Here is a 26,478-nt window from a genome sequence, read left to right on the forward strand (position 1 = left end):
AGAGCGATTACAGGCTATTGAATACGCGGTTTTCCTGTTCCTGAACGCGGATAAACGTCGTACGTTTAGTCAGCTCTTTCAGGCGGGATGCACCGACGTAGGTACAAGCAGAACGCAGGCCACCCAGAACATCGCGAGCGGTGTTCTCAACCGGACCGCGCAGCGCCAGTTTTACAGTTTTACCCTCGGCTGCACGATACTGCGCCACGCCGCCAACATGGCGATTCATGGCGGATTCAGAGCTCATGCCGTAGAACAGCATGAATTTCTCGCCGTTTTCTTCAACCACCGTGCCGCCGCTCTCTTCGTGACCGGCCAGCATACCGCCCAGCATCACGAAATCTGCGCCGCCACCGAAGGCTTTCGCCACATCGCCCGGCATGGTGCAGCCACCGTCGCTGATGATCTGACCGCCCAGACCGTGCGCCGCATCGGCACACTCGATCACGGCGGAAAGCTGCGGATAGCCGACACCCGTTTTCACACGCGTGGTGCAAACTGAGCCAGGGCCGATACCGACTTTGACGATATCCGCGCCGGACAGAATCAGCTCTTCACACATCTCGCCGGTCACAACGTTACCCGCGATGATGGTTTTGGTCGGCCAGGCCGCACGCGCTTTGCTGACGAACTGCACGAAGTGTTCGGAATAGCCGTTCGCCACGTCGATACAGACAAAATTGAACTCAGGTTTTGCGACCAGGATTTGCTTGGTTTTCTCGAAATCCGCATCGGATGTACCGGTCGATACCATGATGTGTTTCTTCACATCATCGGATGCAGAAGCGGCAAACGCGCTCCACTCTTCGATACTGTAGTGTTTGTGCACGGCGGTCAGAATATCGAATTTCGCCAGCGCCGTTGCCATCGCAAAGGTACCCACGGTATCCATATTGGCAGCAATCACAGGCACGCCAGACCAGGTCTGACCGGAGTGTTTAAAGGTGAATTGACGTTCGAGTTCAACGTCTGAGCGGCTTTTCAGCGTAGAGCGTTTAGGGCGGATAAGAACGTCTTTGAAACCTAACTTCAGATCTTCTTCGATACGCATGTGCGGATTCCTGGGGTTAGAGGCAAATATATTAAAAGCACAACTCCAGTGACGCTATCATACGCACTAATACCTGCTCCGCAAGACTGCGATTTTCTCTTTTTTTACGCTACAATCCTATAAATTTACCTGGTCAAAAGCGGGTAAACAGAGTTAACCATTCGCTAGTGTAAGTTTACTTTCTAACCAGCTGATTTTAAAAATGAATAATTCCCAGGATTTGGTTTAATGGGGTACATCGTTGCGTTAACGGGCGGTATCGGCAGTGGCAAAAGCACCGTAGCTGACGCTTTTTCTCGCTTAGGTATCGCGATTATTGATGCGGATATTATTGCCCGTCAGGTGGTAGAGCCTCATACACCCGGTCTTCATGCTATCGCCGCACATTTCGGACAGAGCGTGATCAACGCCGATGGCACGCTGAACAGGCGTCTGCTGCGCGAGCATATCTTTTCGCAGCCGGCGGAAAAAGCCTGGCTCAACGCCCTCCTGCACCCCATGATTCACCAGGAAACTCAGCGCCAGATCGCCGGGTCCACGTCGCCTTATGTTCTCTGGGTTGTTCCCTTGCTTGTTGAAAATCAGCTTCAGCATAAGGCAGATCGTATTCTGGTGATTGATGTGTCGCCTGAGACACAGCTTCAGCGAACGATGCTGCGCGATAATGTCTCCCGCGAGCACGCTGAACAGATTCTTGCTGCGCAGGCAACGCGTGAAGCGCGCCTTGCCGTCGCAGATGATGTTATTGATAATGATGGCGCGCCCGACCGCATTGCCTCGGATGTCGCCCGCCTGCACGCCCAATATCTGACCTACGCCGCGCAGGCCGTAGCACAGGAAAAACCATAATGAATACGCACATCCTTTTTGAGCACCCGCTCAATGAAAAAATGCGCACCTGGTTGCGCATCGAATTTCTCGTTCAGCAGATGTCGCACCACCGTCCTATCGCCGATCACGCCACCGCACTGCATTTTTTTCGCAACGTCGGCGATCTGCTGGATGTCATTGAGCGCGGTGATGTCCGCACCGAGTTACTGAAAGAGCTTGAGCGTCAGCAGCGTAAATTGCAGGGATGGGCGGAAGTCCCGGGCGTCGATCAGAGCCGGATTGATTCCCTGCGTCTGCAGTTGAAACAAAGCAGCACAGTTCTGATGGCCGCACCTCGCGTGGGGCAGTTTCTGCGTGAAGATCGCCTGATTGCCCTGGTGCGCCAGCGTCTGAGTATTCCCGGCGGCTGCTGCAGCTTTGACCTGCCAACGCTGCACATGTGGCTGCACATGCAGCAAGAACAGCGTGATGCGCAGGTGAACAGCTGGATGGAAAGTCTGGAGCCGATGAACCAGGCGCTGACGCTGATCCTCGATCTCGTGCGCCACTCATCACCGTTTCGTAAGCAAACCAGCCTTAACGGTTTCTACCAGGATAATGGCGACGATGCCGATCTGCTGCGCCTGAATCTGTCGCTCAGCGATCAGCTCTATCCGCAGATTTCCGGGCATAAAAGCCGTTTCGCGATTCGCTTTATGCCGCTGGATAGTGAGAATGGCACCGTGCCAGAACGTCTCGATTTTGAACTGGCTTGCTGCTGAGGAGTATTGATGTCTGAAATTATTACCGTAAACTGCCCGACCTGCGGCAAAGCCGTTGTCTGGGGAGAGATAAGCCCGTTTCGCCCGTTCTGCTGCAAACGCTGCCAGTTAATCGATCTGGGAGAGTGGGCGGCAGAAGAGAAACGCATCCCGAGCGCGGGCGATCTGTCCGATAGCGATGACTGGAGCGAAGAGCAACAGTAACGCGATATCCGTTGTGCCTGCTGAGAACGTGCTTAGCAGGCCTTCAGTTCCTGAGTCAGTTTTGTGATCACCGGCTCATTGGCAGGCGGGAATTTATCGGCGTCCAGCGCCTCCAGTTCAACCCAGTTTCCAGGCTGCCCTTCTTTGCCCCACGGCTCGCCTACCCAGCGTTCAACCATCCAGAACCACAGCGTGATATGCCTGTCCGGGAATTGATATTCGAGCTTATCGAACAGTCTCGGTTCCAGCGCAGTAATTCCTACCTCTTCCTGCAGCTCTCGTACCAGCGCCTGTTCCGGCGTTTCTCCTGATTCGATTTTACCGCCAGGAAATTCCCACTTATTGGCCATGTGGGCATCCGCGGCGCGCTGAGTAATAAAGATTTGATTTTGCGGGTTACGAATAATCCCGACAGCGATTTGCAGTACTTTCATATTGTGACTTCCATAAAAAAGGCGCAGAAATCTACGCCTTTTCGATTGGTGATACGTGTTTAGCTCAGACGGCCATGACACGCTTTGTATTTTTTACCGGAACCGCATGGGCACGGATCGTTACGGCCCACTTTGCGATCGCCCGTCTGGGCTGCGATCGCCGCGGCGGCTTCGTCCTCATCGGTCTGATGACTCAGCTGCTGCATCTGTGCCAGACGCTCAGCTTCTTCACGACGCTGCTGCTCCATCGCTTCTACTTCTTCCGGCATACGCACCTGAACTTTGCTCAGGGTGCTGATCACTTCGTATTTCAGTGACTCCAGCATAGACGCGAACATCGCGAAGGATTCACGTTTGTATTCCTGCTTAGGATCTTTCTGCGCATAGCCACGCAGATGGATACCCTGACGCAGGTAGTCCATCGCTGCCAGGTGCTCTTTCCACAGGGAGTCCAGAGTCTGCAGCATGACGCCTTTCTCGAAGTGACGCATCATCTCAACGCCAACCACTTCTTCCTTCTGCTTGTAAACAGCAACCGCAGTTTCCAGAATACGTTCGCGCAGCGTCTCTTCGTGCAGCTCTGGCTCTTTGTCCAGCCACTCTTTGATCGGCAGTTCGAGATCGAAGTCGTTTTTCAGGCGTTCCTGCAGGCCTTCAACATCCCACATCTCTTCCAGAGACTGCGGCGGAATGTGCGCATCGATGGTCACTTTGAAGACATCTTCGCGAATGCTGTTGATGGTTTCGCTCACGTCGGACACTTCCAGCAGTTCGTTACGCTGGGAGTAGATCGCGCGACGCTGATCGTTAGCTACATCATCATATTCAAGCAGTTGCTTACGAATATCGAAGTTGCGGCTTTCCACTTTACGCTGGGCGTTGGCAATCGCTTTGGTCACCCATGGGTGTTCGATCGCTTCGCCTGGTTTCATCCCCAGTTTACGCATCATGCCGGACACGCGGTCAGAGGCGAAGATACGCATCAGGGCATCTTCCATCGACAGGTAGAAGCGGGAAGAACCGGCATCACCCTGACGACCCGCACGACCACGCAGCTGGTTATCGATACGACGAGATTCGTGACGCTCGGTGCCGATAATGTGCAGACCGCCAGACGCCAGAACCGCGTCGTGACGTACCTGCCAGTCGGCTTTGATCTGCGCAATTTGTTCTGGAGTTGGGTTTTCCAGCTCGGCGATTTCGGCCTGCCAGCTACCACCCAGCATAATATCGGTACCACGACCCGCCATGTTGGTGGCGATGGTCACTGCCGCCGGATAACCGGCCTGAGCAACGATATCCGCTTCTTTGGCGTGGAATTTGGCGTTCAGCACGTTGTGCTTGATGCCCGCTTTATCCAGCTCGTGAGAAACCACTTCGGATTTCTCGATGGAAATCGTACCCACCAGTACCGGCTGGCCTGCAGCGGTACGCTCGCGGATATCTTCGATGATTGCCTGGATTTTTTCCGCTTCGGTCATGTACACCAGATCCGGCATGTCTTTACGGATCATTGGGCGGTTAGTCGGAACAACGACGGTATCCAGTTTGTAGATGGAGCTGAACTCGAACGCTTCGGTATCCGCTGTACCGGTCATGCCCGCCAGTTTTTCATACAGACGGAAGTAGTTCTGGAAGGTGATAGAAGCCAGCGTCTGGTTTTCGTTCTGGATATCCACGCCTTCTTTAGCTTCCACAGCCTGGTGCAGACCATCGGACCAGCGACGGCCCTGCATGGTACGGCCGGTGTGTTCATCTACGATGATGACTTCGCCGTCTTTCACGATGTAATCCACATCGCGGGTGAACAGCACGTGAGCGCGCAGCGCTGCGGTTACGTGGTGCATCAGCATGATGTTGGTTGGGGAGTAAAGTGACTCGCCCTCTTCCATGATGCCCTGCTCAACCAGCAGCTCTTCGATCTGCACCAGACCACGTTCGGTCAGGTTAACCTGACGCGCTTTTTCATCCACGGAGAAGTGACCTTCGCCCTGGAAGGTATCGGAGTCTTCTTTTTCCTGACGGATCAGGTGCGGAATGATTTTGTCGACTTTGCGGTACATCTCGGAGCTGTCTTCAGCCGGGCCAGAGATGATAAGCGGGGTACGAGCTTCATCGATCAGGATTGAGTCGACCTCATCCACCAGCGCGTAGTGCAGTTTGCGCTGTACGCGCTCTTCCGGGCTAAACGCCATGTTGTCGCGCAGGTAGTCAAAACCGTATTCGTTGTTGGTGCCGTAAGTGATATCCGCGCCGTAAGCTTCGCGCTTGGCCGGAGCAGGCAGGCCAGACATGTTGATACCCACGGACATACCGAGGAATTCGAACAGTGGACGGTTGTTTTCGGCGTCACGCTGCGCCAGATAGTCGTTGACGGTGACGACGTGAACGCCTTTACCGGTCAGTGCGTTGAGGTACGCAGGTAGCGTTGCGGTCAGGGTTTTACCTTCACCCGTACGCATTTCTGCGATGCAGCGTTCGTTCAGAACCATACCGCCGAGCAGCTGAACGTCGAAGTGACGCATCCCGAACACGCGTTTACTCGCTTCGCGAACCACGGCGAAGGCTTCCGGGATCAGGCTTTCCAGAGTTGCGCCTTTTGCCAGACGCTCACGGAATTCACCGGTTTTCGCTTTCAGTTCGTCATCGGAGAGTTTTTCCATCTCCGGTTCCATACCGTTGATGACGGTGACCGCTTTGCGCATGCGGCGCAGGGTACGATCGTTACGACTACCGAAAACTTTGGTTAATAACTTGATTAGCATAATAAATTCTCACACGCCCCATCATGGGCAGATAAATTAAGGTATTGAAAAAAAGTTAATTTAGCTGAGGCGTTGGGGCCCGGCGCGGATACCCTGCACCTGGCTTATCCAGGCGGAGACCGAGAAGGCGGCGTGTGGAATGAAAGCGATATTCGTCATCTGACGAACGATGACCGGCGGTTTGCTCTCCTGCGTCAGCAGGGCATTGAGCGTATCCAGCAGAGCAAGATGTTGCGCCTGAACCGGGAGCGACTCTTCCACGACAGGCACAGCCTGTGGAGCCATGGCGAAAGAGAGGTGACGGATGACAGTGCGGATAGCATGCTGATGCCAGTAATCGACGGTAAAGTTAGGACGGCGATTAGCTTCCAGCAGCGCGAGGTTCGTGAAATTAACCCGCGTGGAAAGATCGTGCTTGGCCGTGGTGGTGTTCGCAGGCGTTGCCGCTTCTGCGCTATGGCTGAGTACAGGCAAGCCGAAGCTCGCCGCAACCATCCCTAATAAGAGATGCGGCCAGAAGTAACGTCTGCCAAATTGTCGCCAGCGCGTTAGAATTCCGCTCACCTAATCCACCATCGTATGCAGGCCCGTACAGGCATGCGTTCAGATACTATTTAGCGCACAGATATTATCACTAAAGCGATAATTCAGCAGCAGGAATGACAGATTGCCACGGGTAAAAACGGTCAAGAATGCAGCGAACGCGCGCACATTCTGTGCTTAGCGGGCAATTATCATGCGGGGAAGAGATTTAGAAGTGCAAAAACAAAAACGACTGGTCTTCCTGGCCGGAGAGAGTACCAGGTCAACCAGTCGATTTTACGATACGGAATGAACCGTTACGCCAGAACCGTGCTCGGTGCTTTGAACGCCAGTGGAAGCTCGGCTTCGTCCTGGAAGGTCACAAATTCCCAGGCTTCCTGTTTTGCCAGGACTGCCTGCAACAATTTGTTGTTCAGTGCATGACCGGATTTAAACGCGGTAAATGCACCAATGATGTTGTGACCACACATGAACAGGTCGCCGATTGCATCCAGCATTTTGTGACGAACGAATTCATCTTCAAAACGCAGGCCGTCTTCGTTCAGTACGCGATAATCGTCAACAACGATGGCACAATCGAAGCTGCCGCCCAGGCACAGGCCACGGGACTGCAGATATTCGATATCACGCATAAAACCGAAAGTACGTGCACGGCTAATCTGACGCATAAACGCATCAGCAGAGAAGTTCATCGCATAGCGCTGGTTGCTGCCATCAATCGCCGGATGGTTAAAGTCGATGGTAAAGTCCAACGAGAAACCATTAAACGGCTTGAATTCAGCCCACTTGTCGCCGTCTTGAACGCGAACTGTCTCTTTAATGCGTACAAATTTCTTCGCGCAGTTCAGTTCATCAATACCCGCATCAAGCAGGAGATAAACGAACGGAGCAGCACTACCGTCCATGATTGGGATTTCTGGCGCATCGACTTCAATCACAATGTTGTCGATACCCAGACCCGCCAGGGCGGCGTTCAGGTGCTCTACGGTAGAAATCCGCACGTCATGCTCATTCACCAGGCAAGTACAGAGCATAGTATCACGCACAGATTTGGCATCGGCCGGAAAATCTACCGGTGGATTCAAGTCGGTGCGACGATAGATGACCCCGGTATTGGCCGGCGCAGGGCGTAACGTCAGTGTGACTTTTTTGCCGGTATGTAAACCGACGCCAGTCGCCTGAACGATACGTTTAAGAGTCCTTTGTTTGATCATCGTATAATCTCGCCAAATTACTTATCCAACCGAGAGTGTATATCACTAACGGTGGGCCAGTTTAGCACAAAGAGCGAAAATCCCCAAATTCCAGCCAATTCTTAGTCAGCTTGCTTACGCAGGAACGCTGGGATATCCAGATAATCTGGTTCTTTCGCAGTTTGCGGCGTATTGTCGTTAACCACTTTCGCGGCCGGTTTTTGCTCCTGCGTCAGCGGCGCCATGCCGTGCTGCTGGTAGCGATCCATCACCGGCTGCTGAGTCTGTTTGTTGGTGACCAGGGTGATCTCAGGACGTTTGTCCATGCCGATACCGGTCGCCACAACAGTCACACGCAGTTCATCGTTCATTTCCGGATCAAGGGAAGTACCGATCACCACAGTAGCATTATCAGAAGCGAATGCGCGAATGGTGTTACCTACTGTTTCAAATTCGTCCAGACGCAGATCGAAGCCAGCGGTAATGTTGACCAGCACGCCGCGTGCGCCAGACAGATCGATGTCTTCCAGCAGTGGAGAAGAAATCGCCATTTCAGCGGCTTCTTCTGCACGGTCTTCACCGCTCGCCACGCCAGAGCCCATCATCGCATAGCCCATTTCGGACATCACGGTGCGGACGTCCGCGAAGTCGACGTTCATCAGACCCGGACGAGTAATCAGCTCAGCGATACCCTGAACCGCGCCTTTCAGCACGTCGTTCGCTGCGCCAAACGCGTCAAGCAGGGAGATACCGCGACCCAGCACTTTCAGCAGTTTGTCGTTCGGGATAGTAATCAGAGAGTCCACGTGTTTGGACAGCTCAGTGATACCCTGCTCCGCGAATGCCATACGCTTCTTGCCTTCAAAGTTGAAAGGCTTAGTCACGACAGCGACGGTCAGAATACCTAAATCTTTTGCCACTTCAGCCACGACTGGCGCAGCACCTGTACCCGTACCGCCGCCCATGCCCGCTGCGATAAACACCATATCGGCGCCATCGAGTGCAGCACGCAGTGCTTCACGGTCTTCTTCAGCCGCGTTGCGACCGACTTCCGGGTTAGCCCCAGCGCCCAGACCTTTGGTGATACCACCACCGATCTGAATGGTCTGGCCTACCGCCGTCTTTCGCAGGGCCTGAGCGTCGGTGTTAACAGCGAAGAACTCAACACCTTCGATGCGCTCACGCACCATATGCTCGACAGCGTTACCGCCGCCGCCACCGACGCCGATGACTTTAATCACCGCGTCGTTGGTTAATTCCATTGGTTCAAACATGGTTTCTCTCCGTTTTTACACTTCACCATTCTGCCTGCCTGGGCATAGTGAATGATTCCGCGTATGTGCCTGTCGCCTGAGACCGCTAATTCTCTCCGGTCTCTTTAAAAATTAAAATTCTTTTCTCAGCCAGGAATTGAGTCGTTTGACCCAGGAACCGACCGACGTACGTTTTTCGACTTCTGCTTCACCACTCAAGTGGGACTCTTTCCCGTAGTGCAGCAGGCCCACGGCCGTTGAATAATACGGCTCCTGAGCGTAATCCGTTAAACCGGTAATATTCAGCGGCGCACCAATACGCACTTGCGTATGGAACACGCGCTGGGCACAGGCAGCGAGACCTTCAATTTGCGCTGCACCACCGGTTAAGACAATCCCCGCCGCAAGATGGTGTTTCACACCCTGCTGACGAAGCTGTTCCTGTAACTGTAAAATCTCTTCGTTGACCAGGTTAAGCAGCTCGGTGTAACGCGGCTCGATCACCTCGGCCAACGTCTGGCGCTGCAGACTGCGCGGCGGACGACCGCCCACGCTTGGCACTTCAACGCTCTCGTCTTTGCCGACGATGGAGCCTAATGCACAACCATGGCGCACTTTAATGGCCTCAGCATCGCTCGGAGGCGTACCAAAGGCGTAAGCGATATCGCTGGTCACCACATTCCCGGCGTATGGGATCACTTTGGTGTGACGCAATGCACCGCCCGTATACACGGCCATGTCCATTGTACCACCACCGATATCAACCACACAGACACCCAGTTCACGTTCGTCTTCGGTCAGCACCGAGTAGCTTGCTGCCAGTCCTGCAAAAATAAGTTGGTCAACTTTCAGGCCACAACGTTCAACGGCTTTAACGATGTTTTTCGCCATATCGTTGTGACATGTGATCAGGTGCACTTTTGCCTGCATACGCACGCCGGAAAGGCCGACCGGGTTTTTGATACCCTCTTGATAGTCGATCGCATATTCCTGCGGGATCACGTGCAGTACACGATGTTCATCGCGCACGCGCACGGATTTAGCCGTGTGCACAACGTTTTCAACGTCTTCCTGCGTCACTTCCTCTTCGGAAATCGGCACCATCCCGATCTCGTTCTGGCAGCTAATGTGCTTACCAGAGAGGGCCAGATAGACGGAGGAAATCTGGCAATCTGCCATTAATTCTGCCTGATCGATGGCGCGCTGTACGCATTTCACCACCGACTCGAGGTCGTTTACCCCACCTTTATCCATACCACGGGACGGGCAACTGCCCACGCCAATGATATTGACCATACCGTCGGGCAGAACTTCCCCTACTAAAGCGGCAACCTTAGCGGTGCCAATCTCCAGTCCAACTACCAGTTTTCTGTCCGTCGCCTTGATCATTGTTGTTCTGCCTGTACCTGTGCCTGATTCTGTTGCTGATTAGGTTCCTCAACCGGAGCCGGTACCCAACCGACTGCTGCGCCTGAGTCATAGCGCAAATCAACGTAGCTTATCCGTTTGCCGTCGGTCTGCGCCTGCTGCTGTAAAACGGGGTACAGTTCTACAAAACGCGCCAAACGCTTCATCGTGTCGCCGCGGCCGAGATTGAGCTTAATCCCATTCGTTAACGTCAGCTGCCATGAACGGCGCGCTGTCATTGCCGCGTCTTTTAACGCAAATCTGTCCTTAGCCAGCACCTGACCCATTTCGCGAAAACCTTGTAGCACTTCGTTTTCGCTGCCTTCCGGGCCAGACAACATCGGTAAACTTTGCTTGCTGACACGATCGGCCGGGACGCTGAACGAATTTCCGTCTACGTCGACCATATGCTGATCATTCCAACGCGCAATGGGCACATATTCAACCAGATGAATCTTCAATTCATCTGGCCATTGCTTTCTGACGCTCGCCTGTTTTATCCACGGCAGACGTTCAATCTGGCTCTGGATAATGTTGACGTCCTGGGTCATGAAGGTTCCAGGCGATCCCAGCGCCAGGATCGACTGGCGAATATCATCGTTACGCGTGTAGTGACGCTCGCCGGTGACCACCAGTTTTGACAGCGGCAACCGTTGCGCATCTTCCATCCAGCCCAACACCATCCAGCCGCTGATAAACACGGTACACAGCACACCCAGCAGGAACAAAATCCCTGCAAGACGCGTTCCATTACTCCGACCCGAAGAAGAATATTCCTCTTCTTCTTCGCGGTTGCGCGTGTTCAGTGCAGCCTGAGACATATCAGTTCGCCTGGTCCAGAATACGGACGACTAGCTGCGAGAAGCTCATGCCCGCCTGACGCGCCGCCATCGGCACCAGGCTGTGGCTGGTCATACCCGGAGAGGTATTGGCTTCCAGCAGATAAAATTCACCGTCGCTGTCCTGCATCACGTCGATACGTCCCCAACCACGACAACCTAAAACAGTCCAGGCTTTGAGCACCAGGTCCTGTAAATCTGATTCACGTTCTGCTTCCAGACCACTTGGACAGAAATATTGCGTCTCATCAGAGAGATACTTCGCTTCATAATCATAGAAGGTTCCAGCGGGTTGGATGCGAATTGACGGCAAAATTTCTTCACCGAGCATCGCCACGGTAAATTCTGGACCGCTGAGCCATTTTTCAATCAGAACTTCTTCATCGTGTTGAAAAGCCAAAGCTAACGCCGATGTTAAATCACCAGCTTGTTCCACTTTGGACATACCCACACTTGAACCTTCACGGCTCGGTTTTACAATAACGGGTAAACCCAGCTCTGCAATGCGTGTATTGACGCTCTCGTCGAGGCCCATTTCGAACTCACGGCGGGTCAGCGCAACCCACGGCGCAACGGGTAAACCCGCCCCCTGCCACAACAATTTGCTGCGCAGTTTATCCATTGAAATCGCGGAGGCCATCACACCGCTGCCGGTGTAAGGCAAACCGATCAAATCCAACAGCCCTTGCAGGGTGCCATCTTCGCCGCCGCGCCCGTGCAGCGCGATAAAGACTTTATCGAAGCCCATCTCTTTCAGACGCGTGACGTCCGTCTCTTTTGGATCCACCGGGTGGGCGTTGACACCACCTTCACGCAGCCCCGCCAGCACGGCGGCACCGGAGTTCAGCGAAACGTCGCGTTCAGCAGAGGTTCCGCCGAAGAGGACCGCAATCTTATCAGCCATTGCGTTCATCCTCTGAGGTTTGCGGCTTCAGTTTGATTTGCGCTAAGTTACGGGCGATTTTGCCGATATTTCCCGCGCCCTGAATCAGAATCAAATCGTTCCCAGTCAACACAGGTGCCAGAATTTCAGCAGCTTGCGCTGGATCGGAGACCAGAATCGGGTCTACCTTACCGCGTCCACGGATAGTCCGACACAAAGATCGACTGTCTGCGCCCGGAATCGGAGTTTCACCCGCTGAATAAACATCCAGCATCAGCAGCGTATCCACCTGCGACAACACGTTGGCGAAGTCGTCATACAGGTCACGGGTACGCGTGTAGCGGTGTGGCTGGAAGACCATCACCAGATTTTTATCCGGCCAGCCCGCACGTGCCGCTTTAATAGTCGCATCTACTTCTGTTGGATGGTGACCGTAATCATCCACCAGCATCGCGGTGCCCGCTTTACCGTTGACTGGCTCGAGCGGGAATTCGCCGAGGAAGTCGAAACGACGCCCGGTGCCCTGGAAACCTTCCAGCGCGCGTAAAATATCGTCGTCTTCAATGCCTTCTTCAGTGGCAACCGCCACCGCAGCCGCCGCGTTGAGCGCATTGTGGCGGCCCGGCGCGTTCAGCGTCACACACAGCGGGGCTTTATCCTGACGGACCAGGGTGAAATGTCCCTGCGCACCCAGTTGGGTATAGTCTTCCACACGCACGTCAGCATCTTCGCTGAAACCGTAAGTCGTAATCTGACGACCCACGCGCGGCAGCAGTTCGCGAATCACCGGATCGTCCACACACATCACCGCACGACCATAAAACGGCAAATTGTGCAGGAAATTAATAAACGTCTGCTTTAAATTTTCGAAGTCGCCCTGGTAGGTATCCATGTGGTCGGCTTCGATGTTGGTGACAATCGCCACCATCGGCTGCAGATGCAGGAACGACGCGTCGCTCTCATCGGCTTCCGCAATCAGGTAACGGCTATGGCCGAGACGGGCATGCACGCCCGCCGCTTTCACCAGGCCGCCGTTGACGAAGGTCGGATCCAGACCCGCTTCGGCATAAATGCTCGAGACCATTGCCGTGGTCGTCGTTTTGCCATGCGTACCCGCAACGGCGATACCGTGACGAAAACGCATCAGCTCGGCCAGCATCTCCGCGCGGCGGATCACCGGGATACGCGCTTCGTGCGCGGCAACAATTTCCGGGTTATCGGCAGAGATCGCGCTGGAGACCACAACAACGCTCGCATCCAGTACGTTTTCAGGACGATGGTTGAAATAGATGGTCGCCCCAAGCGACACCAACTGTTGCGTGACAGGGTTCGGCGCCAGATCGGAACCGCTGATCTGGTAACCTTCGTTCGCTAAGACTTCGGCAATACCGCCCATACCTGCGCCGCCGATGCCAACGAAGTGAATGTGCCGGACGCGACGCATCTCGGGCACGATTGAACGCAGTTTCGCCAGTTGTTGTGTATTCATTCTCTAACCGCCATCGATACTTCTCAAAATTCGTGCAACGCAAAACGCGCTACAAGGGTTAAGCCTTTGCTGCCAGGCTCACTTCATTTGCCACCCGCTCGGTCGCATCCGGGATCGCCGTCGCGCGCGCGCGTTCGGCCATCTCCAGCAGCGTCGCCCGGTTCCAGCCCGCGAGGGTGGAAGCGACGGCGTCGGCGGTAAACTGTGGCTGCTCAAAAATTTTGGCGGCACCGGCTTTCTCAAGCGGTAACGCATTCCAGTACTGCTGCCGGTCTTTGTGCTGGAAAGGCACAAACACCGCTGGCAAACCCGCAGCGGCAATTTCACTGACCGTCAGCGCACCGGAACGACACACCACGACATCGGCCCAGGCATAGGCTGCCGCCATGTCGTCAATAAATTCAGTGACTTTATGCTGCGGCTGACCCGCCCCGGCATAAGCCTGTTCAACCGTCTGCTGCGCGCCCTTCCCGCTCTGATGCCAGATCGTGACGCTGTTGCCGAGCTTTGCGGCTACCTGCGGAAGGGTCTGATTCAGGATACGTGCGCCCTGCGAGCCACCGACGACCAGCACCCGAACCGGGCCTTCGCGCCCGATCAGACGCTCCTGCGGCAGTGGTAACGCCAGCACATCAACGCGTACCGGGTTGCCCACCACGTCCGCTTTTGGAAACGCACCGGGGAAGGCCTGCATCACTTTGGTGGCAATTTTTGCCAGCCATTTGTTGGTCAACCCGGCGATACCGTTCTGCTCGTGGAGCACAACCGGAATGCCGAGCGACCAGGCCGCCAGTCCACCAGGACCGGAAACGTAACCGCCCATACCCAGTACCGCATCAGGTTTAAAACGCTTCATGATCGCGCGCGCCTGACGCCAGGCGTTGAAGATGCGGACCGGAGCCAGCAGTTGCGCTTTGATGCCTTTGCCGCGCAAACCTGAAATCCGAATAAAGTCGATTTCGATACCGTGCTTCGGCACCAGATCGGCTTCCATGCGATCGGCGGTTCCCAGCCAGCGCACTTGCCAGCCTTGATCCATTAAATGGTGCGCAACCGCGAGCCCCGGGAAAACATGTCCGCCGGTACCGCCCGCCATCACCATTAACCGCTTCGGTTGATTCATCGTGAACCTCGTGTAAACGCCTGGGCTTTTTCCAGACGCGTCTCATAATCTATGCGTAACAAGAACATAATCGCTGTCGACATGATCAACAGACTCGAACCACCGTAACTGATCAGCGGCAACGTCAGGCCCTTCGTCGGCAACATACCCGCTGCCGCGCCAACGTTCACCAATGCCTGGAAGCTAAACCAGATACCAATTGAGCAGGCCAGGAAACCTGAGAAGCGGTGATCGATTTCCAGCGCTTTTCGGCCAATCGACATGGCGCGGAAAGCGACGAAGAATACCATTAAAAGTGCCAGTACCACACCGATATAACCCAGTTCTTCCCCAATAATGGAGAAGATGAAGTCGGTGTGTGCCTCCGGCAGATACTCCAGTTTTTGCACTGAATTGCCCAGCCCCTGGCCCCAGACCTCGCCTCGGCCAAAGGCCATCAGCGACTGAGTCAGCTGATAACCGCTGCCGAACGGATCTTCCCAAGGGTTCCAGAAAGAGGTCACGCGGCGAATACGATACGGCTCGGCGAGGATCAGCAGAACCACGGCCGAGATGCCCATCCCGATAATCGCGATGAACTGCCACAGCTTCGCGCCCGCCAGGAACAGCATCGCCAGCGTGGTGACAAACAGTACCACCACCGTACCGAGGTCCGGCTGCGCCAGCAAAAGAACCGCCAGCACCAGAATCACGCCCATCGGTTTTAAGAAGCCGCGCAGGTTATTTCGGACTTCATCGACCTTGCGCACCAGGTAGTTGGCGAGATAGCAGAACAGCGACAGCTTGGTGAATTCCGCAGGCTGAATACGCAGCGGACCAAAAGCGATCCAGCGCGATGCCCCGTTCACCGAGCTCCCCACCACCAGCACGATCAGCAGCATAATGATGGAGGCAATCAGCATCGCGGTACTGTGGCGCTGCCAGAACTCCATTGGCAGACGCAGCGTGATCATCGCCAGACAGAACGCGAGGATGATGTACAAACCATCACGCTTGGCGAACAGGAAAGGATCGTTCGCCAGACGCTGCCCGACAGGCATCGAAGCCGAAGTCACCATGATGAAACCGACCGCCGCCAGGCCCAGGGTGAACCACAGCAGCGCACGGTCGTACATCACGAGGCTATCGGAATCTTTATCCCGCGAGCCCATCACCCAGCCTTTCAGCGCCGCAAACAGCCAGCCGAAGATACGCGATCCCGGCATACGCGGCATTCTCAGGCGAGGGAGAGATAAACGCATCAGCCTAACTCCCTCGCGAGGCGGGTAAAGAGATCACCACGCTGTTCGAAATTCTTAAACTGGTCGAGGCTGGCGCAGGCAGGAGACAGCAGCACCATATCGCCCGCTTTGACCAGAGGTGCGATCTGGCGGATAGCCTGTTCCATGGTTTCGGTTTGCTGAGCCATCTCAGGGCGCAGTTCCGCCAGCTCAGCGCCGTCACGACCAAAGCAGTACAGGCGAATGTTATCGCCCGTCAGATACGGTTTCAGGGAGGAGAAATCGGCCGATTTGCCGTCGCCACCGAGCAACAGGTAGAGCGTGCCATCCACGCGCAGGCCGTTCAGCGCCGCTTCGGTGCTACCCACGTTGGTGGCTTTTGAGTCGTTAATCCAGCGCACGCCGTTGTGTTCCAGCGCCAGCTGGAAGCGGTGCGCCAGACCGGTAAAGGTGGTCAGGGCTTTCAGGCTGGTCGCGCGCGGTAAACCTGCCGCATCCGCCAGTGCCAGCGCCGCCAGTGCATTGGTGTAGTTGTGTTGACCGGAAAGCTTCATCTCTTTCACGTTCAGCACTTTCTCGCCTTTCACCCGCAGCCAGGTTTCGCCCTGCTGATGATTCAGGTGATAGTCACCCATATTCACGCCAAAGCTAATGCAACGCTCGTCCGCGCCACGCACCGGCATGGTCAACGCATCGTCCGCGTTCACCACACACACTTTTGCGTTTTCATAGACGCGCAGTTTGGCAGCACGGTACTGCTGCAGACCAAACGGGTAGCGATCCATATGATCTTCCGTCACGTTCAGGATCGTGGCGGCCACGGCCTGCAGACTGGAGGTGGTTTCCAGCTGGAAGCTGGAGAGTTCAAGCACATACAGCTCGCGAGCCGGATCGAGCAGCATCAACGCTGGCAGGCCGATATTGCCGCCGACGCCGACGTTCACGCCCGCCGCTTTTGCCATGTCGCCGACCAGCGTCGTGACGGTGCTTTTTCCGTTAGAGCCGGTAATCGCTACGATCGGGGCCTGCGCTTCGCGGCAGAACAGTTCGATATCGCCGACAATCTCAACGCCCGCGTCCGCCGCCGCGCTTAAGGACGGATGCGCCAGCGCCATTCCTGGGCTTGCGACAATCAGATCGGCAGCAAGCAGCCAGGTATCATTCAGACCACCAAGGTGGCGTTCAACCTGTTCTGGCAACTTGTCCAGACCAGGCGGAGAAACACGCGTATCCATCACACGCGGCGTGACGCCGCGCCCGAGGAAAAAGTCCACGCAGGACAGGCCCGTAAGGCCTAACCCGATGACAACGACTTTTTTACCCTGGTAATCTGCCATGATTAACGTACCTTCAGCGTGGCCAGGCCAATCAGGACCAGCATCAGCGAAATAATCCAGAAGCGCACAATCACGCGCGGTTCCGGCCAGCCTTTCAGTTCATAGTGATGGTGAATCGGTGCCATGCGGAAGATGCGCTGACCGCGCAGCTTGAAGGAGCCGACCTGCAAAATCACGGAAAGGGTTTCAACCACAAACACGCCGCCCATGATCACCAGCAGGAACTCCTGACGCAGCAGCACGGCGATAATGCCGAGCGCGCCGCCCAGCGCCAGCGAGCCGACGTCGCCCATAAAGACCTGCGCCGGATAGGTGTTGAACCACAGGAAGCCCAGCCCCGCGCCGACAATCGCCGTACAGACGATCACCAGCTCACCGGCGTGGCGCAGATAGGGGATATGCAGGTAGCTGGCAAAGTTCATGTTACCGCTCGCCCACGCCACCAGCGCAAAACCACCGGCCACAAAGACGGTTGGCATAATTGCCAGGCCATCCAGACCATCGGTCAGGTTCACGGCGTTGCCGGTACCGACAATCACGAAGTAGGCCAGCAGGATGTAGAACAGGCCCAGCTGCGGCATCACGTCTTTGAAGAACGGCACCACCAGCTCGGTCGCCGGAGTGTCTTTCCCGGCCAGATAGAGTGCGAAGGCCACGCCGAGGGCAATCACCGACATCCAGAAGTATTTCCAGCGCGCAATCAGGCCCTTGGTGTCTTTACGCACGACTTTGCGATAGTCATCGACAAAACCGATAATACCGTAGCCGATCAGCACGGTCAGGACGCACCAGACGTACGGGTTAGAGGGATAAGCCCACAGCAGAACCGAGACGACAATGGCGGTCAGGATCATGATCCCGCCCATGGTTGGCGTACCGCGTTTGCTGAAGTGCGATTCCGGACCGTCGTTACGCACAACCTGACCAAAGGAGAGCTTTTGCAGACGGGCGATCATGCGCGGGCCCATCCACAGAGAGATGAACAGCGCGGTCAGCAGGCTGACGATGGCGCGAAACGTCAGATAGGAAAAGACGTTAAAGCCTGAATAATATTTGACCAAATGTTCGGCCAGCCAAACTAACATGTTCCGTTCTCCTGTAATGCGTGCACAACCTCTTCCATGGCGGCACTACGTGAACCTTTCACTAAAACCGTCACAATTTGGTGTTCTTCTACCAGTGTTTTAAGGCGCGTAATCAGCGCCGATTTATCAGCGAAATGTTCACCGACGCCACTCGCCTGGCTAATCGCCTGGCTCAAGGTTCCGGCGCTCAATACACGATCAATTCCTGACGCTTTCGCCGCTTCGCCGACCTGGATATGACAGGCTTCGCTCTCAACACCCAGCTCAGCCATGTCGCCCACAACCATCACGCGATAGCCCGGCATCTCAGACAGCACCTGCACGGCAGCAGTCATCGAGCCGACGTTGGCGTTGTAGGAGTCATCCAGCAGCAGTTTGTTTTCAGCCAGCTGAACCGGGAACAGACGCCCCGGCACCGCTTTCAGATTCGCCAGACCCGCTTTGATCGACTCGTGCGTGGCGCCGACCGCCATCGACAGCGCGGCCGCCGCCAGGGCGTTCGCGATGTTATGGCGTCCCGGCAGCGGGAGTAACACGTCCACACCGCCCGTTGGGGTTTGCAGCGTAAATTCGGTGCCGTGCGAGGTCACGTGGATATTGGTCGCGGTGAAATCGCTGTTGGCAGCATTCGGTGAGAAGCGCCAGGTTTTGCGCGCGCCAATCACCTCTTTCCAGTTCAGCCAGTCGTTGTTATCGGCATTCATGATGGCGATGCCGTCTGTCGGCAGACCGGTGTAAATTTCACCTTTAGCTTTTGCCACGCCTTCCAGCGAGCCAAAACCTTCAAGATGTGCGGCGGCGAGGTTATTGACTAACGCCGCTTCCGGACGCGTCAGACCGACGGTCCAGGCAATTTCGCCCTGGTGGTTGGCGCCTAATTCAATCACGGCGTAGTCGTATTCTTTGGTCAGACGCAGGAGCGTCATCGGCACGCCGATATCGTTATTCAGATTGCCCGCCGTGTAGAGGGTGTTCCCGCACTGGCTCAGAATGGCCGCGGTCATCTCTTTCACGGAGGTTTTGCCGGAAGAACCGGTCAGCGCGACCACGCGCGCCGGAACCTGCTGACGCACCCAGGCCGCCAGCTCACCAAACGCCAGACGGGTGTCTTTCACCACAATCTGCGGCAGGTCGATATCAAGCTTACGGCTCACCAGCAGTGCGCCCGCGCCGTTTGCTTTCGCCTGATCGGCAAAATCGTGCGCGTCAAAGCGCTCGCCTTTCAGCGCCACAAACAGACAGCCCGCGGTGATTTTGCGGGTGTCGGTCGTGACGGCATCAATAGTCAGATCCTGACCCTGCAGCTCGCCCTTGAGCACAGAGGCAGCCTGACTTAGCGTTAAGCTAATCATGCCACCACTCCCAGCAGACGGGCCGCGGTGACGCGGTCGGAATAGTCGAGACGACGCGCGCCGACAATCTGGTAATCTTCGTGGCCTTTACCGGCCAGCAGCACCACGTCATTCTCTTTGGCCTGCATGATGGTGTTCGTCACCGCTTCCGCGCGGCCTTCCATCACGCGCGCATGCCCTGCATCGAGCATACCTGCGAGAATATCGTTGATGATCGCGCGCGGCTCTTCGGTACGCGGGTTGTCATCGGTGACAACCGGGATATCAGCGAACTCCTCGGCAATTGCTCCCATAAGTGGGCGCTTACCTTTGTCGCGATCGCCGCCGCAGCCGAAGACGCACCACAGTTTACCGGTGCAGTGCAGACGTGCCGCCTGCAACGCTTTTTCCAGTGCGTCCGGAGTGTGGGCATAATCGACGACGACCGTCGGTTTACCCGGTGCGGTAAACACTTCCATACGGCCACAAACAGGTTGCAGACGCGCGGCGGTTTTCAGCAGATCGGCCAGCGGATAGCCCAGCGCCAGCAGCGTAGCCAGCGCCAGCAGCAGGTTACTGACGTTAAACGCGCCCATCAGGCGGCTTTCAATTTCGCCGACGCCCCAGGAGGAGTCAAAGCGGATCGTCGCCCCGCTGTCGTGATACTTCACGTCCGTCGCCTTCAGCCAGCGGCCATGGCAGTTCGGATTAATATGGTCTTCCATCGACACGGCAACCGCATCCGGCAGCTTCGCCAGCCAGCGGCGGCCCACTTCGTCGTCGGCGTTGACAATCGCCTGACCGCAGTGGTGAGTGGAGTACAGCAGCCATTTCGCGGCTTCGTAGCTTTCCATGTCGCCGTGATAGTCGAGGTGATCGCGGCTCAGGTTGGTAAACACCGATGCGGCAAATTTCAGCGCGGCCACACGGTGCTGGACCAAGCCGTGAGAAGAGACTTCCATCGCGGCAAAGGTCGCGCCCTGCCCTGCCAGACCGGCAAGCACATGCTGCACGTCGACTGCAGAGCCGGTGGTGTTTTCCGTCGGGTTCACTTTGCCCAGCAAACCGTTGCCGACGGTACCCATCACCGCGCTGGTTTCACCCAGCAGCTCAGCCCACTGCGCCATCAGCTGCGTGGTGGTGGTTTTACCGTTGGTGCCTGTCACGCCAACCAGACGCAGCTGATCGGACGGCTCATCGTAAAAACGTCCCGCCAGAGCGGATAGGCGTTCATTCAACTGGCTGAGATAGATGACCGGCACACCGTGAATTTCACGCACTTCGCCATCGGTTGCTTCATCTTTTGCCTCAGCAATAATGGCAGCTACACCTTGCGCTATCGCCTGCGGGATATACCGACGCCCGTCCGCCTGATGACCGACTACTGCTACAAAAAGATCGCCCGACGCAGCCACACGGCTGTCGAGTACCATCTCTCGCAGTGCTCGCGCGGGCAGCGTTTGCACCCACGGAGCAAGAAGGTCGCGCAAATTACGATCTGCCACCTGTTCCCTCGCCTTGATTAGTTACAAATTCATTTTTATCGCCCGTGTCCAGCGCATCAGGCTCGATGTTCATGGTACGCAGAACACCGCCCATGATGGCACCGAACACTGGCGCGGAGACGGCGCCGCCGTAGTATTTACCCGCCTGTGGATCGTTAATGACGACCACCAGCGCAAAACGCGGATTACTGGCAGGCGCGACGCCTGCGGTATAAGCAATGTATTTGTTGATGTAGCGGCCATCTGGCCCCACTTTTTTCGCGGTACCGGTTTTAATCGCGATGCGATAGCCCTTGATGGCGGCTTTGACGCCACCGCCGCCCGGCAGGGCGACGCTCTCCATCATGTGCACCACGGTACGCACGGTGGCTTCCGGGAAGATACGCTCGCCGGGAACCGGTGGATCAACTTTGGTAATCGACAGCGGGCGATAGACGCCATAGCTGCCAATCGTTGCGTAGACTCGCGCTAACTGTAACGGCGTTACCATTAGCCCGTAGCCGAAAGAGAAGGTGGCCCTCTCTATGTCAGACCACCGTTGTTTTTGAGGATATAAGCCACTGCGTTCTCCGACCAACCCCAAATTGGTCGCCTTTCCTAGCCCAAAACGTGAGTAAGTCTCTACTAACGCTGAGGACGGCATCGCTAACGCCAGCTTAGAAACACCGACGTTACTCGACTTCTGCAAAACCCCGGTGAGGGTCAATTCGCTGTAACGCGCCACGTCTTTGATTTCGTGACCGTTAATTCGGTAAGGGATCGTATTCAGAACGGTATTTTCGTTGACGATGCCGCGCTGCAGGGCGGTCATCACCACCATCGGTTTGACGGTCGAACCGGGTTCGAAGACGTCGGTGATGGTACGGTTACGCATCACATCTTTCTGCGTCCCCGTCAGGTTGTTCGGGTTGTAGGACGGGCTGTTCGCCATTGCCAGCACTTCACCGGTGCTGACATCCACCAGCACGGCGCTGCCGGATTCGGCTTTGTTGAACGCTACGGCATTGTTCAGCTCGCGATACACCAGCGCCTGCAGACGTTCGTCGATGCTCAGGGCCAGGTTGTGCGCGGCCTGGCTGTCGGTTGAGGAGATATCCTCGATGACACGCCCGTAGCGGTCTTTACGCACCACACGTTCGCCCGGCTGGCCCGTCAGCCATTTATCAAAGCTTTTTTCGACCCCTTCGATCCCCTGGCTATCGACGTTAGTGAAGCCAATGAGGTGAGCGGTCACTTCTCCCGACGGGTAATAACGGCGTGACTCTTCACGCAGATGAATGCCCGGCAGTTTCAATTTTTTGATGTAGTCGGCCATGTCAGGGTTCACCTGACGCGCCAGATAGATAAAGCGCCCTTTCGGGTTAGCGTTCACGCGCGCTGCCATCTGGTCAAGGGGCATTTTCAGCGCGTCGGCCAGCGCCTTCCAGCGGTTATCGAGGGTCACGCCGCCAGCATCGTGGAGCTCTTTCGGATCGGCCCAGATCGCTTTCACCGGCACACTCACCGCCAGTGGACGACCGGAACGGTCGGTGATCAGACCGCGCGATGTCGCCACTTCCTGCACGCGCAGGGAGCGCATGTCACCCTGACGCACCAGCATGTCAGGAGCGATGATCTGCAACCACGCCGCACGGCCCAGCAGGAACACCAGCGCCAGTAAAATACAGCCACAAAGCAACGCAAAACGCCAACTGACAAAGTTGGCCTGTTCTTCCTGACGTTTCGGTTTTTGCGTTTTCGCCGCTGCTCTCATGCGTCGCGTGTTCCCTTATTTTTGTACTACGATATTTTCCTGAGAAGGATCAACATGCTGCAGCTGCAGCTTTTCCGTTGCGATCCGTTCAACCCGGCTGTGATCGCCGAGCGCGTTTTCTTCAAGAATCAGGTTTCGCCATTCGATATCCAGCGCATCGCGTTCGAGCACCATCTGCTCGCGCTGCGCGGTTAATAAACGGGTATGGTGCGCGGTGGTCACCACCGTCACAGCCGTCACAATGATGCAAATGAACAGGCAGAGTGGCAGCTTCCCAAACCGCAAGAGATCGTCGCCGATCACGCCAGGCAAGGCATGGCGCTCGTTGCTTCCTAACGATCCTTTAACCTTGCTTAAGGTCTCTGTCACTCTGCTGATCATGCGTTCGTCCTCTCTGCGATACGCAGCACTGAACTACGGGCACGTGGATTCTCTGCCACCTCTTCTTCACCCGGCATCAACTTGCCTAATACTCGCAACTGACGGCCGCCCAGCTTCCTGAGTTGTTCTTCCGTCATCGGCAGCCCAGCTGGCACCTGAGGACCGCGGCTTTGCTCACGCATAAAGCGCTTCACAATACGGTCTTCCAGCGAGTGGAAGCTGATGATGGATAACCGCCCACCTGGGGCCAGCACGCCGAGCGAGCTTTTTAGCGCCTGCTCTATCTCCTCCAGTTCACTGTTCACCCAGATGCGCACCGCCTGGAAGGTACGGGTCGCGGGATGTTTGAATTTGTCTTTGACCGGCGTTGCCGCGGTCACGACCTCTGCCAACTCTTTGGTGCGGGTCATCGGTTCAATGCGATTACGCTCCACGATGCCGCGGGCAATACGTTTGCCAAAACGCTCTTCGCCGAAGGTTTTGATCACCCAGGCAATGTCGGCTTCGTCAGCGGTTTGCAGCCATTCGGCGGCAGACTGGCCGCGGGTCGGGTCCATACGCATGTCCAGCGGACCGTCGCGCATAAAGGAAAAACCGCGCTCTGCGTCATCAAGCTGGGGTGAAGAGACGCCAAGATCGAGAAGGATTCCGTCGATCTTGCCCGTCAGGCCGCGCTCGGCGACATAATCCGCCAGCGCAGAGAAAGGTCCATGGACGATGGAAAAGCGTGGATCATCGATGGTCTTCGCCACGGCAATCGCCTGCGGATCGCGATCGATTGCCAGTAAGCGGCCTTCCGCTCCCAGTTGGGAGAGGATCAGACGCGAGTGACCACCGCGACCAAATGTTCCATCGATATAGATGCCATCAGGACGAATATTCAGGCCGTTGACGGCCTCATCCAGTAGCACCGTTGTATGTTTATAATTTTCCATCATATTTATAGAGACAAGTCCTGCAGCCTGTCCGAAAGCACTACGGATTCAGACTGCTCAGCGTCGATATCTTCCTTGACCTGTTGATACCAGGTCGTTTCATCCCACAGTTCAAACTTATTGAACTGCCCGACCAGCATCACTTCTTTCGTCAGACCAGCATGTTGCCGTAACACAGGGGCTATCAATAAACGTCCTGCGTTATCCATCTGACATTCACTGGCATGTCCCAATAACAACCGCTGTACGCGGCGTTCCTGCGGATTCATGCTCGACAGTCGCGACAGCTTTTGCTCAATAATTTCCCACTCGGGTAAGGTGTAAAGCAGCAGGCAGGGGTGGTTGATGTCAATGGTGCAAACCATTTGACCCGAAGCGTTTTCGATCAGCTGATCGCGATATCGGGTTGGTACCGATAAACGCCCTTTGCTGTCGAGATTGACTAACGCCGCCCCACGGAACATGCCAGCCTCACCCCTTATCACCACTTTAACCCACAAATTCCCACATAAAGGAGTTTACGGAGCGAAGGAAAAGCTTGTCAAGCCAGGACTACCGCGATAAGGGCATGGATGCCACCTATTTACGGACATAACCCAACTTGATTAATAACTGCACAACTAACGAGGCAAAATTAACGTCATGAATATTTGTAAGAAAAAAAACAAATAGACCCATGGGCGTTAAAATTCACTCCATACCACCACGGGCAAATATAAAGTGTCAGTTTGCGACGCGGGCGGCATTTTAAGACATTACGCACGGGGATAACAGCGCCAGATTCACCGGAGAAGCCAGAAGAGACAAGACCTGGCGCTCAGGCCGGAGTCAGAGAGGAAAAAACGGCTGATAATTCAGCGCGGGAATGGCCTTTGTAACAAAACAATACAAAAAATAGCGATAACTGTTGCCGAAATAACCTTAAAAAGCACTCGAACAAAGCAAAAAGAATTAAGACGAATAGCAGGCTAAGATTCTTAGAGAATTATCTTAATTTTAGTCAGGATATTATTTGACGTGATAATGAGAAACAGTCAGGGCAGTTAACCTGCCCTGATGTGTGATTAATGACGGCTTAACACGCCGCGACGGTAGAGATTACGTTTGATACGCGTCAGGCCCGGCTTTGGCTTACGCGGTTCATCGAGGCTCGCCAGCACGATCTCCAGCACACGCTCGGCCACATCACGATGACGCTGAGCGACGGCCAGCACCGGACATTGCAGGAAGTCGAGCAGTTCGTTATCACCAAAGGTGGCAATCGCCAGTTCGGAAGGGAGTTTCCCTTCGCGGCGCAGCGTCACGTCCATCACGCCCTGTAAGAGTGCGAAAGAGGTGGTGAACAGCGCCTGCGGCATCGGGTGCGTCTCTAGCCATTTTTCAAACAGCTGAGCAGCGGCTTCGCGCTCGTAGCTATTGGCGTAGAGGTAGTGCACCTCGCGCGGATCGTCTTTCCAGGCGGTACGGAACCCCTGCTCGCGCAGGAAGCTGACGGAGAGCTCTGGCAGCGCGCCGAGATAGAGCACGGTTTCCGCCGGGAAAGTTCTTAGCTCAGCGGCCAGCATCTCGGCATCGTCTTGATCGGCACCCACGACGCTTGTGAAGTGTTCGCGGTCTAGCGCACGATCGAGCGCCACAATCGGGAACGAACCATTCGCCCAGCGCTGGTAGAAAGGATGCTCAGGCGGCAGAGAGGTCGACACAATAATCGCGTCGACCTGGCGCTGCAGCAGGTGTTCAATGCAGCGCATCTCGTTGTCGGGCTGATCTTCCGAGCAGGCAATCAGCAGTTGATAGCCACGCTGACGCGCCTGACGTTCGAGATAGTTCGCAATGCGGGTGTAGCTGGTGTTCTCCAGATCCGGGATCACCAGACCAATAGAGCGGGTGCGCCCGGCACGTAACCCGGCCGCGACAGCGTTCGGATGGTAGTTATGCTCACGAACCACCGCCATAACTTTTTCAACGGTTTTGTCGCTAACACGGTACTGCTTTGCTTTACCGTTAATCACATAGCTCGCCGTAGTTCGTGACACGCCGGCTAGCCGGGCGATTTCATCCAGTTTCACAATTGCCCCTTAAACGAAATAAAAGAGTCCATGGCCTTGTCAGGTTTATGGTTATATCTTTTAACATCTAAACGCAGAATAGTTCT

24 protein-coding genes are annotated in these 26,478 nt (G+C 55.6%); 3 read left to right on the forward strand and 21 right to left on the reverse strand.

What is annotated here, in order from left to right:
• Positions 1–7 precede the first annotated feature (7 nt).
• A complete protein-coding gene (locus tag AC3WS9_RS18070) occupies positions 8–1,051 on the reverse strand; it encodes a GMP reductase (protein WP_492489684.1) in 1,044 nt (347 codons plus the stop codon).
• A gap of 228 nt (positions 1,052–1,279) precedes the next feature.
• Between AC3WS9_RS18070 and coaE the strand changes: the two genes are divergently transcribed.
• The 3 genes from coaE to yacG are packed head-to-tail and all read left to right on the forward strand — an operon-like array spanning position 1,280 to position 2,847.
• Positions 1,280–1,900, forward strand: coding sequence for a dephospho-CoA kinase (gene coaE, locus AC3WS9_RS18075; protein ID WP_492489686.1), 621 nt, complete (start codon positions 1,280–1,282; stop codon positions 1,898–1,900).
• Positions 1,900–2,643: a cell division protein ZapD gene (zapD, locus tag AC3WS9_RS18080; RefSeq protein WP_282491657.1), complete on the forward strand. Its 744-nt coding sequence runs from the start codon at positions 1,900–1,902 to the stop codon at positions 2,641–2,643. Before coaE ends, zapD begins: the two co-directional genes overlap by 1 nt.
• A 9-nt stretch (positions 2,644–2,652) precedes the next feature.
• Positions 2,653–2,847 (forward strand): DNA gyrase inhibitor YacG, encoded by a 195-nt coding sequence (gene yacG / locus AC3WS9_RS18085; RefSeq protein WP_282491656.1) that lies wholly within the window; start codon positions 2,653–2,655, stop codon positions 2,845–2,847.
• A 32-nt stretch (positions 2,848–2,879) separates the two neighbouring features.
• Here yacG and mutT read toward each other — a convergent pair whose 3' ends face one another.
• The 20 genes from mutT to cra all read right to left on the reverse strand — a co-directional run bounded on the left by mutT (position 2,880) and on the right by cra (position 26,392).
• On the reverse strand, positions 2,880–3,281 hold the full coding sequence (gene mutT / locus AC3WS9_RS18090; RefSeq protein ID WP_492489688.1) for an 8-oxo-dGTP diphosphatase MutT: 402 nt from the start codon (positions 3,279–3,281) through the stop codon (positions 2,880–2,882).
• A gap of 59 nt (positions 3,282–3,340) precedes the next feature.
• Entirely contained in the window at positions 3,341–6,046 is a 2,706-nt protein-coding gene (gene secA, locus AC3WS9_RS18095; protein ID WP_492489690.1) for a preprotein translocase subunit SecA, read from the reverse strand.
• A gap of 60 nt (positions 6,047–6,106) precedes the next feature.
• Positions 6,107–6,610, reverse strand: a complete 504-nt coding sequence (gene secM / locus AC3WS9_RS18100; protein ID WP_285153767.1) for a secA translation cis-regulator SecM — start codon at positions 6,608–6,610, stop codon at positions 6,107–6,109.
• 275 nt (positions 6,611–6,885) lie between these two features.
• Positions 6,886–7,803, reverse strand: a complete 918-nt coding sequence (gene lpxC / locus AC3WS9_RS18105; RefSeq protein WP_282491652.1) for a UDP-3-O-acyl-N-acetylglucosamine deacetylase — start codon at positions 7,801–7,803, stop codon at positions 6,886–6,888.
• 101 nt (positions 7,804–7,904) lie between these two features.
• Entirely contained in the window at positions 7,905–9,056 is a 1,152-nt protein-coding gene (gene ftsZ / locus AC3WS9_RS18110; protein ID WP_006173842.1) for a cell division protein FtsZ, read from the reverse strand.
• Positions 9,057–9,167: 111 nt separating this feature from the next.
• Positions 9,168–10,424, reverse strand: a complete 1,257-nt coding sequence (gene ftsA, locus AC3WS9_RS18115) for a cell division protein FtsA (RefSeq protein WP_095280777.1) — start codon at positions 10,422–10,424, stop codon at positions 9,168–9,170.
• Positions 10,421–11,263, reverse strand: a complete 843-nt coding sequence (gene ftsQ / locus AC3WS9_RS18120) for a cell division protein FtsQ (RefSeq protein WP_095280776.1) — start codon at positions 11,261–11,263, stop codon at positions 10,421–10,423. Before ftsQ ends, ftsA begins: the two co-directional genes overlap by 4 nt.
• Position 11,264: 1 nt before the next feature.
• On the reverse strand, positions 11,265–12,185 hold the full coding sequence (locus tag AC3WS9_RS18125) for a D-alanine--D-alanine ligase (protein ID WP_492489693.1): 921 nt from the start codon (positions 12,183–12,185) through the stop codon (positions 11,265–11,267).
• A complete protein-coding gene (gene murC, locus AC3WS9_RS18130) occupies positions 12,178–13,653 on the reverse strand; it encodes a UDP-N-acetylmuramate--L-alanine ligase (RefSeq protein WP_492489694.1) in 1,476 nt (491 codons plus the stop codon). The genes AC3WS9_RS18125 and murC overlap by 8 nt, the downstream gene beginning before the upstream one ends.
• 58 nt (positions 13,654–13,711) lie before the next feature.
• A complete protein-coding gene (murG, locus tag AC3WS9_RS18135; protein WP_492489696.1) occupies positions 13,712–14,776 on the reverse strand; it encodes an undecaprenyldiphospho-muramoylpentapeptide beta-N-acetylglucosaminyltransferase in 1,065 nt (354 codons plus the stop codon).
• On the reverse strand, positions 14,773–16,017 hold the full coding sequence (ftsW, locus tag AC3WS9_RS18140) for a cell division protein FtsW (RefSeq protein WP_095280772.1): 1,245 nt from the start codon (positions 16,015–16,017) through the stop codon (positions 14,773–14,775). Before ftsW ends, murG begins: the two co-directional genes overlap by 4 nt.
• Positions 16,017–17,333, reverse strand: a complete 1,317-nt coding sequence (gene murD, locus AC3WS9_RS18145) for a UDP-N-acetylmuramoyl-L-alanine--D-glutamate ligase (protein ID WP_492489698.1) — start codon at positions 17,331–17,333, stop codon at positions 16,017–16,019. The genes ftsW and murD overlap by 1 nt, the downstream gene beginning before the upstream one ends.
• Positions 17,334–17,335: 2 nt before the next feature.
• Positions 17,336–18,418 (reverse strand): phospho-N-acetylmuramoyl-pentapeptide-transferase, encoded by a 1,083-nt coding sequence (gene mraY, locus AC3WS9_RS18150; RefSeq protein ID WP_095280770.1) that lies wholly within the window; start codon positions 18,416–18,418, stop codon positions 17,336–17,338.
• Positions 18,412–19,770 (reverse strand): UDP-N-acetylmuramoyl-tripeptide--D-alanyl-D-alanine ligase, encoded by a 1,359-nt coding sequence (murF, locus tag AC3WS9_RS18155; RefSeq protein ID WP_285146004.1) that lies wholly within the window; start codon positions 19,768–19,770, stop codon positions 18,412–18,414. The genes mraY and murF overlap by 7 nt, the downstream gene beginning before the upstream one ends.
• Entirely contained in the window at positions 19,767–21,254 is a 1,488-nt protein-coding gene (gene murE / locus AC3WS9_RS18160) for a UDP-N-acetylmuramoyl-L-alanyl-D-glutamate--2,6-diaminopimelate ligase (RefSeq protein ID WP_282491646.1), read from the reverse strand. Before murE ends, murF begins: the two co-directional genes overlap by 4 nt.
• Positions 21,241–23,007: a peptidoglycan glycosyltransferase FtsI gene (locus tag AC3WS9_RS18165; RefSeq protein WP_282491645.1), complete on the reverse strand. Its 1,767-nt coding sequence runs from the start codon at positions 23,005–23,007 to the stop codon at positions 21,241–21,243. Before AC3WS9_RS18165 ends, murE begins: the two co-directional genes overlap by 14 nt.
• Positions 23,008–23,022: 15 nt before the next feature.
• Positions 23,023–23,388 carry a cell division protein FtsL gene (ftsL, locus tag AC3WS9_RS18170; protein WP_014068894.1) on the reverse strand — a complete coding sequence of 122 codons (366 nt, stop codon included), beginning with the start codon at positions 23,386–23,388 and terminating at the stop codon, positions 23,023–23,025.
• A complete protein-coding gene (gene rsmH / locus AC3WS9_RS18175) occupies positions 23,385–24,326 on the reverse strand; it encodes a 16S rRNA (cytosine(1402)-N(4))-methyltransferase RsmH (protein WP_282491644.1) in 942 nt (313 codons plus the stop codon). The genes ftsL and rsmH overlap by 4 nt, the downstream gene beginning before the upstream one ends.
• 2 nt (positions 24,327–24,328) lie before the next feature.
• A complete protein-coding gene (gene mraZ / locus AC3WS9_RS18180) occupies positions 24,329–24,787 on the reverse strand; it encodes a division/cell wall cluster transcriptional repressor MraZ (RefSeq protein WP_282491643.1) in 459 nt (152 codons plus the stop codon).
• A 600-nt stretch (positions 24,788–25,387) separates the two neighbouring features.
• A complete protein-coding gene (gene cra, locus AC3WS9_RS18185; RefSeq protein ID WP_282491642.1) occupies positions 25,388–26,392 on the reverse strand; it encodes a catabolite repressor/activator in 1,005 nt (334 codons plus the stop codon).
• Positions 26,393–26,478: the final 86 nt, after the last annotated feature.

Source organism: Lelliottia sp. EB106-05-01-XG201, assembly GCF_058791735.1.

Coding starts and splice junctions, on each gene's coding strand:
- ftsL (WP_014068894.1), bottom strand. CDS start 23,388: ATGATCAGCAGAGTGACAGAGACCTTAAGCAAGGTTAAAGGATCGTTA.
- AC3WS9_RS18165 (WP_282491645.1), bottom strand. CDS start 23,007: ATGAGAGCAGCGGCGAAAACGCAAAAACCGAAACGTCAGGAAGAACAG.
- murG (WP_492489696.1), bottom strand. CDS start 14,776: ATGAATCAACCGAAGCGGTTAATGGTGATGGCGGGCGGTACCGGCGGA.
- mutT (WP_492489688.1), bottom strand. CDS start 3,281: ATGAAAGTACTGCAAATCGCTGTCGGGATTATTCGTAACCCGCAAAAT.
- mraY (WP_095280770.1), bottom strand. CDS start 18,418: ATGTTAGTTTGGCTGGCCGAACATTTGGTCAAATATTATTCAGGCTTT.
- ftsQ (WP_095280776.1), bottom strand. CDS start 11,263: ATGTCTCAGGCTGCACTGAACACGCGCAACCGCGAAGAAGAAGAGGAA.
- murF (WP_285146004.1), bottom strand. CDS start 19,770: ATGATTAGCTTAACGCTAAGTCAGGCTGCCTCTGTGCTCAAGGGCGAG.
- secA (WP_492489690.1), bottom strand. CDS start 6,046: ATGCTAATCAAGTTATTAACCAAAGTTTTCGGTAGTCGTAACGATCGT.
- yacG (WP_282491656.1), top strand. CDS start 2,653: ATGTCTGAAATTATTACCGTAAACTGCCCGACCTGCGGCAAAGCCGTT.
- ftsW (WP_095280772.1), bottom strand. CDS start 16,017: ATGCGTTTATCTCTCCCTCGCCTGAGAATGCCGCGTATGCCGGGATCG.
- murC (WP_492489694.1), bottom strand. CDS start 13,653: ATGAATACACAACAACTGGCGAAACTGCGTTCAATCGTGCCCGAGATG.
- zapD (WP_282491657.1), top strand. CDS start 1,900: ATGAATACGCACATCCTTTTTGAGCACCCGCTCAATGAAAAAATGCGC.
- ftsZ (WP_006173842.1), bottom strand. CDS start 9,056: ATGTTTGAACCAATGGAATTAACCAACGACGCGGTGATTAAAGTCATC.
- murD (WP_492489698.1), bottom strand. CDS start 17,333: ATGGCAGATTACCAGGGTAAAAAAGTCGTTGTCATCGGGTTAGGCCTT.
- coaE (WP_492489686.1), top strand. CDS start 1,280: ATGGGGTACATCGTTGCGTTAACGGGCGGTATCGGCAGTGGCAAAAGC.
- AC3WS9_RS18125 (WP_492489693.1), bottom strand. CDS start 12,185: ATGGCTGATAAGATTGCGGTCCTCTTCGGCGGAACCTCTGCTGAACGC.
- AC3WS9_RS18070 (WP_492489684.1), bottom strand. CDS start 1,051: ATGCGTATCGAAGAAGATCTGAAGTTAGGTTTCAAAGACGTTCTTATC.
- rsmH (WP_282491644.1), bottom strand. CDS start 24,326: ATGATGGAAAATTATAAACATACAACGGTGCTACTGGATGAGGCCGTC.
- ftsA (WP_095280777.1), bottom strand. CDS start 10,424: ATGATCAAGGCGACGGACAGAAAACTGGTAGTTGGACTGGAGATTGGC.
- mraZ (WP_282491643.1), bottom strand. CDS start 24,787: ATGTTCCGTGGGGCGGCGTTAGTCAATCTCGACAGCAAAGGGCGTTTA.
- lpxC (WP_282491652.1), bottom strand. CDS start 7,803: ATGATCAAACAAAGGACTCTTAAACGTATCGTTCAGGCGACTGGCGTC.